The organism is Streptomyces sp. NPDC047841 (assembly GCF_040704085.1).
Lineage (GTDB): Bacteria > Actinomycetota > Actinomycetes > Streptomycetales > Streptomycetaceae > Streptomyces > Streptomyces argyrophylli.
Map to the genome: position 1 here is coordinate 380,143 of NZ_JBEYRP010000005.1, position 13,931 is coordinate 394,073.

Annotated in this window: 13 protein-coding genes and 1 pseudogene; 7 read left to right on the forward strand and 7 right to left on the reverse strand. The window is 73.1% G+C overall.

The window, feature by feature from the left end:
- Positions 1-27: 27 nt before the first annotated feature.
- Positions 28-1,281 (reverse strand): extracellular solute-binding protein, encoded by a 1,254-nt coding sequence (locus AB0947_RS10470; protein WP_366749899.1) that lies wholly within the window; start codon positions 1,279-1,281, stop codon positions 28-30.
- A gap of 140 nt (positions 1,282-1,421) precedes the next feature.
- On the opposite strand from AB0947_RS10470, the gene AB0947_RS10475 reads away from it, so the two are divergent.
- The 3 genes from AB0947_RS10475 to AB0947_RS10485 all read left to right on the forward strand — a co-directional run bounded on the left by AB0947_RS10475 (position 1,422) and on the right by AB0947_RS10485 (position 4,620).
- Positions 1,422-2,366, forward strand: coding sequence for an ROK family protein (locus tag AB0947_RS10475; protein WP_366749960.1), 945 nt, complete (start codon positions 1,422-1,424; stop codon positions 2,364-2,366).
- Between the two features lie 74 nt (positions 2,367-2,440).
- The gene (nagA, locus tag AB0947_RS10480; RefSeq protein WP_366749961.1) at positions 2,441-3,568 is read left to right on the forward strand and encodes an N-acetylglucosamine-6-phosphate deacetylase; all 1,128 of its coding nucleotides are present in this window, start codon (positions 2,441-2,443) and stop codon (positions 3,566-3,568) included.
- Positions 3,569-3,690: 122 nt separating this feature from the next.
- Positions 3,691-4,620 (forward strand): 1-phosphofructokinase family hexose kinase, encoded by a 930-nt coding sequence (locus tag AB0947_RS10485; protein ID WP_366749900.1) that lies wholly within the window; start codon positions 3,691-3,693, stop codon positions 4,618-4,620.
- Here AB0947_RS10485 and AB0947_RS10490 read toward each other — a convergent pair.
- Entirely contained in the window at positions 4,617-5,534 is a 918-nt protein-coding gene (locus AB0947_RS10490) for a CBM35 domain-containing protein (protein WP_366749901.1), read from the reverse strand. The genes AB0947_RS10485 and AB0947_RS10490 overlap by 4 nt on opposite strands.
- Positions 5,535-5,652: 118 nt before the next feature.
- On the reverse strand, positions 5,653-7,308 hold the full coding sequence (gene cdgB / locus AB0947_RS10495; RefSeq protein WP_366749902.1) for a diguanylate cyclase CdgB: 1,656 nt from the start codon (positions 7,306-7,308) through the stop codon (positions 5,653-5,655).
- A gap of 330 nt (positions 7,309-7,638) precedes the next feature.
- Between cdgB and AB0947_RS10500 the strand changes: the two genes are divergently transcribed.
- Together AB0947_RS10500 and AB0947_RS10505 are read left to right on the forward strand one after the other, a co-directional pair.
- Positions 7,639-8,211 carry a flavin reductase family protein gene (locus AB0947_RS10500; RefSeq protein ID WP_366749903.1) on the forward strand — a complete coding sequence of 191 codons (573 nt, stop codon included), beginning with the start codon at positions 7,639-7,641 and terminating at the stop codon, positions 8,209-8,211.
- 72 nt (positions 8,212-8,283) lie between these two features.
- Positions 8,284-8,592, forward strand: a pseudogene (locus AB0947_RS10505) (GNAT family N-acetyltransferase); the annotation flags it as partial.
- Between the two features lie 11 nt (positions 8,593-8,603).
- On the opposite strand, the gene AB0947_RS10510 reads toward AB0947_RS10505, so the two are convergent.
- Together AB0947_RS10510 and arfB are read right to left on the reverse strand one after the other, a co-directional pair.
- On the reverse strand, positions 8,604-9,443 hold the full coding sequence (locus tag AB0947_RS10510; protein ID WP_366749904.1) for a sigma-70 family RNA polymerase sigma factor: 840 nt from the start codon (positions 9,441-9,443) through the stop codon (positions 8,604-8,606).
- A gap of 138 nt (positions 9,444-9,581) precedes the next feature.
- Positions 9,582-10,019 carry an alternative ribosome rescue aminoacyl-tRNA hydrolase ArfB gene (gene arfB, locus AB0947_RS10515; protein WP_366749905.1) on the reverse strand — a complete coding sequence of 146 codons (438 nt, stop codon included), beginning with the start codon at positions 10,017-10,019 and terminating at the stop codon, positions 9,582-9,584.
- 167 nt (positions 10,020-10,186) lie between these two features.
- Here arfB and AB0947_RS10520 point away from each other — a divergent pair, with 167 nt between their 5' ends.
- Positions 10,187-10,762: a TerD family protein gene (locus tag AB0947_RS10520; RefSeq protein WP_366749906.1), complete on the forward strand. Its 576-nt coding sequence runs from the start codon at positions 10,187-10,189 to the stop codon at positions 10,760-10,762.
- Positions 10,763-10,846: 84 nt separating this feature from the next.
- Here the strand turns inward: AB0947_RS10520 and AB0947_RS10525 are convergent, their stop codons facing one another.
- Complete coding sequence (locus AB0947_RS10525; protein WP_366749907.1) at positions 10,847-11,347, reverse strand: hypothetical protein; 501 nt, start codon at positions 11,345-11,347, stop codon at positions 10,847-10,849.
- A gap of 384 nt (positions 11,348-11,731) precedes the next feature.
- Between AB0947_RS10525 and AB0947_RS10530 the strand changes: the two genes are divergently transcribed.
- Positions 11,732-13,126: a M1 family metallopeptidase gene (locus AB0947_RS10530; protein WP_366749908.1), complete on the forward strand. Its 1,395-nt coding sequence runs from the start codon at positions 11,732-11,734 to the stop codon at positions 13,124-13,126.
- A 30-nt stretch (positions 13,127-13,156) separates the two neighbouring features.
- On the opposite strand, the gene AB0947_RS10535 is transcribed toward AB0947_RS10530, so the two are convergent.
- Positions 13,157-13,849, reverse strand: coding sequence for a pentapeptide repeat-containing protein (locus AB0947_RS10535; RefSeq protein ID WP_366749910.1), 693 nt, complete (start codon positions 13,847-13,849; stop codon positions 13,157-13,159).
- Between the last annotated feature and the right edge of the window lie 82 nt (positions 13,850-13,931).

Sequence of the window (13,931 nt, forward strand, 5' to 3'; positions counted from 1 at the left end):
GGTAGCGGCGGGCACCGACAGCGGGCTTCAGTTCACGCTGCTGCTGTCGGCCGCCAGGGCCGCCGACTGCAGGCGGGTCAGGACACCGGCGGGGCTGCCGCCGGGGGCGACCGCCTGGCCGATGTTCTGCTTCACGGCCGCGCTGACCGCCGCCCAGGAGGTCTTGCCGACGGGGTACAGCTCCGAGGTCGGCAGCTGCTCCAGGAAGGGGCGCAGGGCCTTGTCGGCGGAGGCGTCCGACGCCGCCATGGTGTTGGACGCGGAGCTGGTGACCGGCAGCAGCCCGTACTCGCGGGAGAACTCGAGGACGTTCTTCTCGTTGTAGGCGAAGTCCAGGAAGTCGCCGATCTGCTCGGCGTGCCCGTTCTGCCTGAAGCCCATCATCCAGTCGGCGACGCCCATGGAGGCCCTGGCCCTGCCGGTGCGGCCGGGCATCGGCACCGTGCCGAACTTCACGCCCTTCTTGGCCGCCTGCTGGATGAGCGTGGGGTGGCCGTTGACCATGCCGACCCGGCCGTCGGCGAACGCGGCGAACGCGGCGGCCCGGTTCAGCTTGCCGGGGGCGACCGGGCCGGTCAGGCCCTTGCCGACCAGCTCGTCCTTGAGCCAGGTGAAGGTCTCGACGTTCGTGGCGGAGTCGATGGTGTAGGTGCCGACGTCGTCGGTGTAGCCGCTGCCGCCGTTGCCGCCGCTGAGCAGCCACTGCATGGTCTCGGCCTGGGCCTCCTCGGGGCCGAGGGGCAGCGCGTACGGGTACTGCACGCCCTGCGCCTTGAGCGCCCTGGCGTCGGCGGCCAGCTCGTCCCAGGTGGTGGGCGCCGTCAGGTTGGCCTTGGCGAACAGGGTCTTGTTGTAGAAGAGCACGCGCGTGGAGGCGGCGAACGGGATGCCGTACTGCGTGTGCTTCCACTGCCCGGCGTCGGAGAGCGGGGAGAGGAAGTCCGCCTGGGTGCGTATGGAGAGCAGGTCGGAGACCGGGTAGAGCTTGCCGGCGGCGGCGTAGTCGGCGTAGGCGCCGATCTGGGCCATGTCCGGGGCGTGGCCGGCGTCGACCATCTCCTTGACCTTGCGGTCGACGTCGTTCCAGGAGTAGACGCTGACCTCCACCTTCACGTCCGGGTGCTGCTTCTCGTACTCCTTGACCAGGGCGTCCCAGTACTTCCTGGAGCTGTTGGCGGCGGAGTCGCCGTAGTCGGCGGCGACGAGCCTGAGGGTCACGTCGGAGGAGCCCGTACTCCCGCAGCCGCCGAGGACCGCCGTCATGCCCAGTGCGGACACCACCGCGATCGTTCCTGCCGTACGCCGACGCACGCTCAATCCCCAACCCTGCTGTCTGACGGTTCAATATGTGGACACATAAGGTCTACACCACGTGAGTGGACTAGACCTCTCGCGGGTGGGAGGGCCACACTAGGCCCGTGGTGAGACATGTCATCGCCCTCGACGTGGGCGGTACCGGGATGAAGGCCGCCCTGGTCGGCGACGACGGCGGGCTGCTCCACCGCGCCCGCCGCGCCACCGGCCGCGAGCGCGGCCCGGAGGCGGTGCTCGCGGGCATCCTCGACTTCGCCGCCGAACTGCGCGCGTACGGCGTCGAGCACCTCGGCGAGCCCGCCGGAGCGGCCGGCATCGCCGTCCCCGGCATCGTCGACGAGACGACCGGCACCGCCGTCTACGCCGCCAACCTCGGCTGGCGGGACGTCCCGCTGCGGGACCTGCTCACCGACCGGCTCGGGGTGCCCGTCGCCCTCGGCCACGACGTCCGCACCGGCGGCCTCGCGGAGGGCCGCATCGGCGCGGGCCGGGGCGCGGACCGGTTCCTGTTCGTGCCGCTGGGCACCGGGATCGCCGGTGCCATCGGCATCGACGGCCGGGTCGAGGCCGGCGCGCACGGCTTCGCGGGCGAGATCGGCCACATCGTCGTGCGCCCCGGGGGCACGCTCTGCCCCTGCGGGCAGCGCGGCTGCCTGGAGCGGTACGCCTCCGCGTCCGCCGTCAGCGAGGCCTGGGCGGCGGCCTGCGGCGACCCCGGGGCGGACGCGGCGGACTGCGCCCGCGCCGTCGCGTCCGGTGACCCGAACGCCGTCCGGGTCTGGCGGGAGGCGGTGGACGCGCTCGCCGACGGGCTGGTCACCGCCCTCACCCTGCTGGACCCCCGCACGCTGATCATCGGTGGCGGCCTGGCCGAGGCGGGGGAAGTGTTGTTCCAGCCCCTGCGGGACGCCGTCCGGCACCGGGTCACCTTCCAGAAACTGCCGGCGATCGTCCCGGCGGCGCTGGGCGACGCGGCCGGCTGCCTGGGCGCGGGGCTGCTCGCGCAGGACCTGCTGACAGCCACTTCTACGACTCCGGAGGTAAGCACCTGATGGCAACCGAGCGGGAAACTCCGGGCAGGCACGGCGCCCCGTCGGGGGCGCGGCCGACCCCCACCGGCCCGCAGCTGCTCACCGGCGCGAACGTGGTGCTCCCCACCGGAACGGTGAAGAACGGCCAGGTGGCCGTCGACGGCAAGCGCATCGCCGGTACCGCCCCGGCCGGCGCCGAAGTCGTCGACGTCACCGGCCACTGGCTCGTCCCCGGCTTCGTGGACCTCCACAACCACGGCGGAGGCGGAGCCTCCTTCTCCGGCACCGCCGAGCAGATCCTCACCGCCATCCACACGCACCGCCGCCACGGCACCACCACCCTCGTCGCCTCCACCGTCACCGACGAGATGGACCTGCTGGTGCGTCAGGCCGGCCTGCTGAGCGAGCTGGCCGAGCAGGGCGACATCGCGGGCATCCACTTCGAGGGGCCGTTCATCTCGCCGTGCCGCAAGGGCGCGCACTCCGAGAAGCTGCTGCGCGACCCGGACCCGGCCGAGGTCCGCAAGCTGATCGACGCGGCGCGCGGCAAGGCGAGGATGGTCACCCTCGCGGCCGAGCTGCCGGGCGGCATCGACTCCGTACGGCTGCTCGCCGAGCACGGCGTGATCGCGGCGATCGGGCACACGGACGCCTCCTACGAGCAGACGTCCGCGGCGATCGACGCGGGCGCCACCGTCGCCACCCACCTCTTCAACGCCATGCCCGCCCTCAACCACCGCTCGCCCGGCCCGATCGCCGCCCTGCTGGAGGACGAGCGGGTCACGGTCGAGCTGATCAACGACGGCGTCCACCTGCACCCCGCCGCGCTGGAGCTGGCGTTCCATCACGCGGGCGCCGAGCGGGTGGCGTTCATCACCGACGCGATGGACGCGGCCGGCACCGGCGACGGGCGCTACATGCTCGGCCCGCTGGAGGTCGAGGTCAGCGAGGGCGTGGCCCGGCTGGTGGAGGGCGGTTCGATCGCGGGCTCCACGCTGACGCTGGACCGCGCGTTCCAGCGGGCGGTGACCGTCGACAAGCTGTCGGTGGAGGACGCCGTGACCGCCCTGTCGGCCAACCCGGCCCGGCTGCTCGGCCTCTCCGACCGCGTCGGGTCCCTGGAGCCCGGCAAGGACGCCGACCTGGTCCTGCTGGACGCGGACTTCGCGCTGAAGGGCGTGATGCGGCAGGGCGAATGGGTGGTAGCGCCCCAACTGCCCTGATCCGTACCGGTGTCGAGGAGACGGAGGCCGACCCGCGCACTGGGCCGGCCGCCGTCTCTTTGGCATGATCGAAGCCCCGGAAACCGAGACAGCCGCACGGACTTCGAGGGAGGTCGGCCCGGGTGATCCTCACGGTCACGCTGAACACCGCTCTCGACATCACCTATCGCGTTCGGTCGCTGCGGCCGCATGCCTCGCACCGCGTCTCCGAGGTGGCCGAACGGCCCGGCGGCAAGGGCGTCAACGTGGCCCGGGTGCTGGCCGCGCTCGGCCACGAGGTGACGGTCACCGGCTTCGCGGGCGGCGGGACCGGCCGGGCGGTACGCGACGGGCTGGCCGGCACGCCCGGACTGACGGACGCGCTGGTGCCGGTCGCCGGGGCGACCCGGCGCACGATAGCCGTGGCCGACGAACTGGCGGGTGACACGACCCAGCTGAACGAGCCCGGCCCGCAGATCGCGCCGGCCGAGTGGGGCGCCTTCCTCGACCGCTACGAGGAACTGCTGGGCGGCGCCTCGGCGGTGGCCCTGTGCGGCAGCCTGCCCCCGGGGGTCCCGGTCGGCGCGTACGCGAACCTGGTCCGCACGGCCCGGTCCGCCGGTGTGCCGGTGCTGCTGGACACGAGCGGCGAACCGCTGCGCCGGGGCGTCGCGGCCCGCCCGGACATCATCAAGCCGAACGCCGACGAACTGGCCGAACTCACCGGCTCCCACGACCCGCTGCGCGCCACCCAGGACGCCCGGCGCCGCGGCGCCCGCACGGTGGTCGCCTCCCTCGGCCCGGACGGCCTGCTCGCCGTCACCCCCGAGGGCCGCTGGCGCGCCACTCCGCCGGCCCCCGAGTTCGGCAACCCCACCGGCGCGGGCGACTCGGCGGTGGCGGGCCTGCTGTCCGGCCTGGCGGAACACCTCCCCTGGCCGGACCGCCTCACCCGCGCGGTCGCCTTGTCGGCGGCGACGGTGCGGTCCCCCGTGGCGGGCGAGTTCGACCGGGCGGCCTACGAGGAGCTGCGGGAACGGGTGGCGGTGACCGGGGCGGTCAGCGCGGCCTAGCCCCGGCCGACCTTGCCCTTCTTCAGCCAGAGCTGGTCCAGGAGGACGTCGCACTTGTCGCCCGGCTGGCAGGACAGGGAGATGGTGTTGGAGCCCTTGTTCAGCGTCGGGTAGGCGTAGCTCTCGGTCCACGCCTTCGCCGGGTCGGACAGGTGCGTCCAGTTGGCGAAGTTGAACCCGCTGCCGTACTTCTGACCGTTGACGGTGAGGGTCATCGACTGGTTCTCACCCGGGTTGTTGTACCGCGCGAGGAGGGTGTACGCGCCCTCCTCGGGGATGTCGACGGTCCAGGTCACCGAGGCGCCCACCGTGTTCAGGCCGCCCACATAGGTGCCGCCGGCCGCCCGTGCGCCCTGCACGTCCGTCGCCTTGGTCGCACCGCCGGCCAGCTGGAGCGCGCTCGCGTCCGACTTCGGCAGCTCGCCCGGGGCCGCCGAACCGCTGCCCGACGGGCTCGGGCTGCTGGTCTGGGACTGGGTCGGGGTGGAGCCGGCCTCGTTGCCGGAGTTGTCGTCGCCCGTGTTGCCGTTGATCATCGCGACGCCGATGCCGATGACGACCGCGGCGACCACGGCGATCGCGCCGATCAGCAGGCCCTTGGTGTTGGGGCCGCGACGGCCGGGCGCGGGGGCCGCGGGGCGGTGGGAGGCCGGGGCGCCGCCCGGGAGCGTCTCCGGGGCCTGGTAGTGGGCGTTCGGCTGGCCGTGGGCGCCCTGCTGGGGGACGCCCTGGCCGTACGTCGCCTGCTGCGCGCCGTAGCTGCGCTCGCCGACCGCGCGCACCCTGCTGACCGAGTTCGGGTAGCCGTAACCGCCGGACGGCGGCTGGGCTCCCCGGGCCTGGCCGTCTGCGTACAGGTAGCCGAACGGGTCGTCGTCCTCGGGCGTGCTCGCGCCGTTGTCGCCGGGCGTCATCCCTTGGTACTCCTCAACAGATGCGGTCGGATGCGGTACGGGTGTGGAATGGCGAGCCTACCCGCTCTCGCTGGCCCAAACAGGTGACTCGGACCGCATCAACTCGCTGACCTGCGCATCATCCAGCGCGACGGTGCTGTTTGGGACGAGATCGTTTCTCTACGTACATCCGCTCGTCAGCGGACTTCAGCACCTCGTCCGCCGTCATCCCGCAGTGCGCCCAGCCGATGCCGAAACTCGCGCCCACCCGGACGGCCCGGCCCTCGGCGCGGATCGGCTGGATGATCTCGTTGCGCAGCCGTACGGCGAGGTCCTGGGCGTCGGCCCGGCCGAGACCGTCGGCGAGGATCACGAACTCGTCGCCGCCGAGCCGGGCGACCGTGTCGCCGTCCCGGACGCCGTTGCTCAGCCGCCGCGCGACCTCGATGAGCACCGCGTCGCCCGCGTTGTGCCCGAACCGGTCGTTGATCGACTTGAAGCCGTCGAGGTCGCAGAAGAGGACCGCGAGGCCCTTGGTGCCGTCGTCGCGGCCTTCCTCGGGGGCGACGGTGTGCACATGGTGGTCGTAGGCGTCGAAGCCCTCCGCGCCCGGCGTGAAGTCGAAGCCGTGGTCCGCGGGGGCGTCGAAGGCGGGGTGGCCGTAGGCCGCGTCCAGGGACTCCAGCGCGCCGGCGTGCGCGGGGCGCCGGCACAGCCGGGCGGACAGCCGCGAGCGCAGTTCGGCGGAGTTGGGCAGGCCGGTCAGCGAGTCGTGGGAGGCGCGGTGGGCGAGCTGGAGCTCGCGCCGCTTGCGCTCCTCTATGTCCTCGACGTGGGTGAGCAGGAAGCGGGGGCCGTCGGCGGCGTCGGCGACGACGCTGTTGCGCAGGGACACCCAGACGTAGGTGCCGTCGCGGCGGCCCAGCCGCAGTTCCGCCCGGCCGCCCTCCGCGGAGGTCCGCAGCAGGGTGCCGACGTCCTCGGGGTGGACGAGGTCGGCGAAGGAGTAGCGGCGCATCGCGGAGGCGGGCCGGCCGAGCAGCCGGCACAGGGCGTCGTTGGTGCGCAGGATGCGGCCGTGCTGGTCGCCGCCCATCTCGGCGATGGCCATGCCGGAGGGGGCGTACTCGAAGGCCTGCCGGAAGGATTCCTCGCTGGCGCGCAGGGCCTGCTGCTCGCGTTCCAGCCGGACCAGGGCGCGCTGCATGTTGGCGCGCAGGCGGGCGTTGCTGATCGCGATGGCGGCCTGGAAGGCGTACATCTGGAGGGCCTCGCGGCCCCAGGCGCCGGGGCGGCGGCCGTTGCGCGGCCGGTCGACGGATATGACGCCGAGCAGTTCGCCGCAGGTGGTGCCCTGCACGCCGGGGGTGTACATGGGCGCGAAGAGCCGGTCGGAGGGGTGCCACTCGTCCTGGAAGCGCGGCTCGGGCCCGTCGGTGTACCACTGGGGGACGTCGTCGTCGTCGAGGACCCAGCCCTCGGTGTGCGGTATGAAGACGAGGTCGCCCCAGCGTTCGCCCATGCCCAGCCGCCGGTCCCAGGACTCCCGCGAGCCGGCCCGGCCGGTGATCAGGGCCTCGGCGGCGGAGTTGCCGGAGAAGGCGGCGACCACGAGATCGCCGTCCTGGCGTACCAGGTTGACGGCCGCCATCTCGTAGCCGAGGGCGGACACGGCGCCGTCCGCGACGGTCTGCAGTGTGTCCGCCAGGCTGCGTGCCGTGTTCATGTCGGCCATGACCTGGTGCAGCTGTCGCAGGGACGCAAGACGGACATACGGCTCCGACTCGGTCTCCATGCTCACCCTCCCCCCGAGACCTCGCAGCGAATCAAGGGTTGTGTCTGAACCTCTTCGTGGCTTCCCCGCCACTGAATCACAGCGCGAAGCCCACTCGGTACACAGGGTCAACAATTCCTGCCCCTTGTGACTCAAGTCACAGGAGAACGTGAACAATTGAGTGGAGTTTCTGCGTTTGCCCTGTGCGTTTCCTGAACGCAGAGCGTGCGCCCGTGCTCACATCATGCGCGTATCCGGCCGATTGGCGCCTGTGTGCGCCGCTGGTCCTAGGACCCGGCTCGGGCGGAGGGCCGATGCGGGCCGCGCGGGGCGGCGACTAGCGTTTCCGGCGTGCTGAAGACTCCCTCCCCCACGACCCCCCTGCCTACCGGGCATGCTGAGGGGGTGAGCAACGACGAGTTCCGGGCCGCGATGTCCCGGCTGGCCGCCGGCGTGGTCCTGGTCACCGCGCAGGAACCGCCGCTGGACCCGGACGACCCCGAGGCGCCGGGCGTGGAGGACGTCGGCATGACCGCCACCGCGTTCATGTCCGTCTCCCTCGACCCGCCCCTGGTCCTGGTCAGCCTGCGCACGGGCGCCCGCATGGACGACCTGCTCGACGAGCAGCCGCTGTGGGCGGTGTCGGTCCTCACCGAGAGCCAGCGGCACATCGCCGGCCGCTTCGCCATGAAGGGCCGCATCAGCGATCGGCTGCTCTTCGAGGACATCCCCTACGTCCGGGGCGAGGTCACCGGCGCCCCGCTGGTCGGCGGCGCGCTGGCCACGCTGGAGTGCCGGACCGAGCAGCGGGTGACCGCCGGGGACCACACCCTGGTCATCGGCCGCGTCCTCACCGCCCGGGTGCCGAGCGCCGAGGGGGGCCCGCTGCTGTACTTCCGGGGGCGGTACCGGCAGTTGGGCTGAGCCGGGCACCGCGCGGCCCCGCCGGGCCGGCCCGCTCATTGCGTGGCGGACCCGGGGAGCGCCTGCCTATATATCGTCGACGGCGGACGCGCGACCGGCTTCCTGATGGCCTTCTTCGACATCGACTGGCACGGCGACGGCAGCGTGCGCCGCTCCGGGCTGTGGCGGCTGAACATCGCCGCCGACGAGCAGGGCAACGGCTACGGCCGCTTCGCCGTCGACGCCGTGGCCGCCGAGATCCGCCGCCGGGGCGGCAAGCGCATGTACGTCAGCTGGCATCCCGGCCCGCACGGCCCCGAGGAGTTCTACCTCCGCCTGGGTTTCCGGAAGAACGGGGAGACGAGCGGGGGCCAGACGGTGGGGGTGCTGGACCTGGCCTGAGCCGGGCCCGTTCACAGCTCCTCGACGGTCAGCTCCGCCAGCCGGGCGGGCCCGGTGACGACGTCGATCACCGAGATGCGGCCGGCGGCGAAGGTGAAGGCCAGCACCCGCTCCGGGCGGCCGCCGGCGAACACGGCGAGGCCGGTCGCGCCGTCCACCAGCACCGGACGCGCGACGTGCGCCAGATGGGCGAAGGTCGCCGCGGCGGCGGCGACCCGGGCCGCGCCGCTGTTCACACCGGCCTCGCTACGGGCCTCCACCGCGGGGTCGAGCACCGCCAGCAGCCCGTCGAAGTCACCGTTCCGCGCGGCGGCCAGGAAGGCGTCCACCACCTCCCGCTGCCGGGCCAGGTCGGTCTCCGGCGCCTGCACGCCCCGCACCCGGCGCCGGGCCCGGCTGGCGAGCTGCCGGGCCGCGGCCGGGCTGCGGCCCAGGATGCCGCCGACCTCCTCGAAGGGCACCCCGAACAGGTCGTGCAGCACGAAGGCGAGCCGCTCGGCCGGGGAGAGCGTGTCCAGGACGACGAGGAGGGCCGGCCCGACCGAGTCGGCGAGCAGGGCGTCCCGCACCGGGTCCGGTTCGGCGGAGGGCGCCGGCCGCCAGGTCTCCAGCGGCTGCTCGCCCCGGGAGCGGCGGGAGCGGAGCATGTCGAGGCAGACCCGGCCGACGACGGTCGTCAGCCAGCCGCCGAGGTTCGCCACCTCGCGGGTGTCGGACCGGCTCAGCCGGAACCAGGTCTCCTGGACGGCGTCCTCGGCCTCGGCGGCGGAGCCGAGCATCCGGTGGGCGACGGCCCGCAGGTGCCCCCGGTGCGCCTCGAAGCGCTCGGCGAGAAAGTCGTCGTCGGTCATGGGTGGCTGCGGCCTCTCCGTCGTCGTCCCCGGCGGTCCCGAGTCCTCCTGCACCACCTTGACGACGGGGAGCGCGGAGATGTGACAGGAGATGAGACGGGGCGCGGGGAGACGTGACGGGGCGCGACTCCGGCCCGGCTAGCCCCAGTCCCGGCCCGAACGGCCCCGCTTGGTCTGCGCGCGCTGCTTCTTCTCCCGCAGCCGGCGTTCGTTGATGCCGCGCGGGATGCGGGTCGGCGTGCGGGGCTTGGGCGGTGGCGCGGTGGCCTCCGCGAGGAGCGCGGCGAGGCGTACGGCGGCGGCCTCCCGGTTGCGCCACTGGGAACGGTGTTCCGAGGCCCGTACGGACACCACCCCGTCGACGAGGCGGCCGGCCAGCCGCCGCAGTGCCCGCTCCTTCCACACCGGAGGGAGCGCCTCGGTGCGGGCGAGGTCGAAGCGCAGCTCGACCTGCGAGTCACTGGTGTTGACGTGCTGCCCCCCGGGCCCGGACGACCTGGAGAAACGCCACATCAGCTCGGCCTCGGGAAGCGAGACCGAGCCACGGATGAGGTAGGGCCCGGACATGTCTTTCATGTTCCCGGCCCGGCCCGCCTCACGTCACCTGGATTTCCGGTTCGGTAAAAAAGGTAAAGGGATCAGGAACCACGGGGACCCCCCTCGACGTTGTCCCCGGTGACGGTAGCTTCGTCGGCACAGAGTGCACCGATACGCACGGATATCTAAGGAAGGGACTCCCAACAATGGCTGTAAGCCTGTCCAAGGGTGGCAACGTCTCGCTCACCAAGGAGGCTCCGGGCCTGACCGCCGTCACCGTGGGCCTCGGCTGGGACGTCCGCACCACGACCGGCACGGACTTCGACCTGGACGCCTCCGCCATCGCGGTGAACGGCCAGGGCAGGGTCTACTCGGACGCCCACTTCGTCTTCTTCAACAACAAGCAGACCCCGGACAACTCGATCGTCCACACGGGCGACAACCGCACGGGCGAGGGCGCCGGCGACGACGAGGCGATCAACGTCAACCTGGCCGCGCTCCCGGCCGACGTCGAGAAGATCGTCTTCCCGGTCTCCATCTACGACGCCGAGAACCGCGGCCAGAACTTCGGCCAGGTCCGCAACGCCTACATCCGCATCGTCAACCAGGCGGGCGGCGCCGAGATCGCGCGCTACGACCTGTCCGAGGACGCGGCCACCGAGACGGCCATGGTCTTCGGCGAGCTGTACCGCAACGGCGCGGAGTGGAAGTTCCGCGCGGTGGGCCAGGGTTACGCCTCGGGCCTGGTGGGCATCGCCCAGGACTTCGGTGTGAACGTCTGACGGGTGTGAGCCGTGCGAGGAGGCCCCCGGTTCACGACGGATTCGAGGGGCCTTCCTCACCGCACCCGCTTCACCGCGCCCGCTTCACGGCACCCGGGGGAAGCGGGCCTGGAGGGTCCAGACCGCCGGGTTCTCCGCCAGGTCCTCGTGGAGGTCGGTGAGGTCCGCGAGCAGGTCGTGCAGGAAGTCGCGGGCCTCGCGGCGGAGTTCGGCGTGCGAGAAGGCCAGCGGGGACTCCTCGGCCGGCACCCAGTCGGCGGTGACGTCGACCCAGCCGAAACGGCGCTCGAAGAGCATGCGGTCGGTGGACTCGGTGAAGTCCAGCTCCGCGCGCTGCGGGCGGGCGGCGCGGGAGCCCATCGGGTCCCGGTCCAGCCGCTCCACGATGTCGCACAGCGCCCACGCGAAGTCCAGCACCGGCACCCATCCCCAGGCTGTGGACAGTTCCCGGTCGGACTCGGTGTCCGCGAGGTAGACGTCCCCGCAGAACAGGTCGTGCCGCAGCGCGTGGACGTCCGCGCGGCGGTAGTCGGTCTGCGGGGGGTCCGGGAACCGGTTGGAGAGGGCGTAGCCGATGTCGAGCACGGAGGAGATGGTGTCACGCCACCCCACCCGAGCCGCGCCCACGGTCACCCGACCCCGCCGACCCGGCCCACCACCGAAGCCACGGCCCCGCCGGCCCGGCCCAGCCCCGGTCCCCCGAGCCCTGCCGGCCCGCCTCACCGAGGTTCGCGGAACTCTGCCCGAGGCCCGGCCCGTCTCCGCAGCCACGGTCCCGCCGACCCGGCTCCCGCCCCGACACAACCCGGCCCGGTCCCACCCCACGGCCCCCGAGCCCTGCCGGCCCGGCCCCGACCGCGCGCCACCAGCCCCTGCCGGCCCGACTCCCGCAGCGGCCCCCGCCGGCCCGGTCTCGTCGTCGATGCGGTGGGCCTGCCCGGGGCGGGCCCCGTGCCTAAGATCGCTGGCATGTCCAGATCCGTGCGCCTTGTCCCGGTCCTCGCCGCGTTCCTCGGCCTCGCCCTCACCGGCACCGCGTGCGACGGCGGCGTGCGGGGCACCCCGGGCGGCTCCGGGGTGCGCGACCCGTACTTCCCGAAGGCGGGCAACGGCGGTTACGACGTCGGCCACTACGCCCTCACCCTGGACTACACCCCGGCCACTCGCCGGCTCACCGGCACGGCCGTCATCACCGCCCGGGCCACCCGGGACCTGCCCGCCTTCGACCTCGATCTCGCGGGGCTGCACGTCGACTCGGTCACCGTCGAGGGCGAGGACGCCCGCTGGAACCGCGCCGGCCAGGAACTCACCGTCCGCCCGCACGACGACCTCGCCCGGGGCGAGACGTTCCGCACGACCGTCCGCTACTCGGGCACCCCGCGCACCCTCACCGACCCCGACGGCTCCGAGGAGGGCTGGCTGCCCACCGCCGACGGCGCCCTCGCCCTCGGTGAACCCGTCGGCTCCATGGCCTGGTTCCCCGGCAACCACCACCCCTCCGACAAGGCGACGTACGACATCACGGTCACCGTGCCGAAGGGGCTCCAGGCCGTCTCCAACGGCGAGTTGACGGGCCAGAGCACGAAGGACGGCCGTACCGCCTACCACTGGCACACCGGCCAGCCCATGGCGAGCTACGTCGCCACCGTCGCCATCGGCCACTACGACATCACCCGGAGCACCGGCCCGCACGGCCTGCCCGTCCTCACCGCCGTCGACCCCACCCAGGCCGGGGCGAGCGCGAAGGTGCTCGCGAAGCTCCCGGAGATCCTCGACTGGGAGGAGTACAACTTCGGGCCGTACCCGTTCTCCTCGGCCGGGGCGATCGTCGACCGCCCGCACGACGCGGGCTACGCCCTGGAGACCCAGAACCGGCCCGTCTTCCCCGCCGACCAGCTCGACACCTCGATCCTCGTGCACGAACTCGCCCACCAGTGGTACGGCGACTCGGTCACCCCGCGGTCCTGGCGGGACATGTGGCTGGGCGAGGGCTTCGCGACGTACGCGGAGTGGCTGTACCAGGAGGACCACGGCGGGCCCACCGCCCAGGAGACGTTCACCCGCCTGTACGAGGGCGACCGCCAGGACGTCTGGGCGTTCCCGCCGGCGAAGCAGCCGGACGCCGCGCACATCTCGGGCAGCCCGGTCTACGAGCGCGGCGCGATGGTCCTGCAGAAGATCCGCCAGAAGGTCGGCGACGACACCTTCTACGCCATCCTCCAGGGCTGGGCCGCCGCCCACCGCCATGCCACCGCGAGCACCGCCGACTTCACCGCGTACGTCGAGGAGAAGGCCCCGGACCAGGACTTCGGCGGGATCTGGAAGGACTGGCTGTACGGCGCCGGCAAGCCGGACCACCCGTGAGGACGGGCGGCCCGGACCACGGGCTCCGACTCAGCCTTCCACCCGGATGCCCATCGCCGCCGCCAGCACCGGGGCCAGGTCGAGGAGCTGGCCCGTGCTGATCACCGCGCCGGAGAGCCGGTCCAGGCCCCGGGTGATCTCCAGCGGAGCGGCCCCGCGCAAGTCGACGTCGGTCAGGGTCGCCCCGCCGAAGTCGGCCCCCTTCAGGGCGCAGTCGGTGAACTCCACCCGCTCCAGGCGCGCCCCCGCGAAGTCCGGCTCGACCAGCACGCAGGACTCGAAGACGACGTCCTTGAGACGGGCCTCGCGCAGGTTCAGGTAGTCGATCTTGCCGCCCCGGATCACGACTCTCTCCAGCACGGCTCCGTGCAACTGCGTACCGCCCAGACGGGCGTCGACCAGCTCGACGTCCCTGAGCGTGGCCTCGGCCAGCCGCGTCCCCACCCCGCGCAGTCCGGTCAGCACCGAGTCCAGCACCCGGGCCCGGCCCAGCGCGGTCTCGTCCACCGCGCAGCCCGTCAGCGCGCAGTCCATGAACCGGGCGCCCGCGCCGTCCTGCCCGGCGAGGTCGCACTCCCTGAACTCCAGCCCGTCGTAGTCGCCGTCCGGCGCCAGCTCCCCCTCGGTCCACGGTTCCAGCGGCGGCAGCCGCACCTCCGGCCGCCGCGCGCCCCGCACCGCCTCCCGGCCCGCGGGCCGGCTTCCCGTCGCTCGCCTCACCATGCGCCCATGCTGCACCCCGCCACTGACAACCGGCGCCGGGCTGGGGAAACACCCGGGATGTCACACACGGCGGGGCACGGGC

Excerpts from the sequence above, each read along its gene's own strand:
- AB0947_RS10490 (WP_366749901.1), bottom strand. The coding sequence starts at position 5,534 with ATGACGCCCGGCGACAACGGCGCGAGCACGCCCGAGGACGACGACCCG.
- cdgB (WP_366749902.1), bottom strand. The coding sequence starts at position 7,308 with ATGGAGACCGAGTCGGAGCCGTATGTCCGTCTTGCGTCCCTGCGACAG.
- AB0947_RS10510 (WP_366749904.1), bottom strand. The coding sequence starts at position 9,443 with ATGACCGACGACGACTTTCTCGCCGAGCGCTTCGAGGCGCACCGGGGG.
- arfB (WP_366749905.1), bottom strand. The coding sequence starts at position 10,019 with ATGAAAGACATGTCCGGGCCCTACCTCATCCGTGGCTCGGTCTCGCTT.
- AB0947_RS10520 (WP_366749906.1), top strand. The coding sequence starts at position 10,187 with ATGGCTGTAAGCCTGTCCAAGGGTGGCAACGTCTCGCTCACCAAGGAG.
- AB0947_RS10530 (WP_366749908.1), top strand. The coding sequence starts at position 11,732 with ATGTCCAGATCCGTGCGCCTTGTCCCGGTCCTCGCCGCGTTCCTCGGC.
- AB0947_RS10535 (WP_366749910.1), bottom strand. The coding sequence starts at position 13,849 with ATGGTGAGGCGAGCGACGGGAAGCCGGCCCGCGGGCCGGGAGGCGGTG.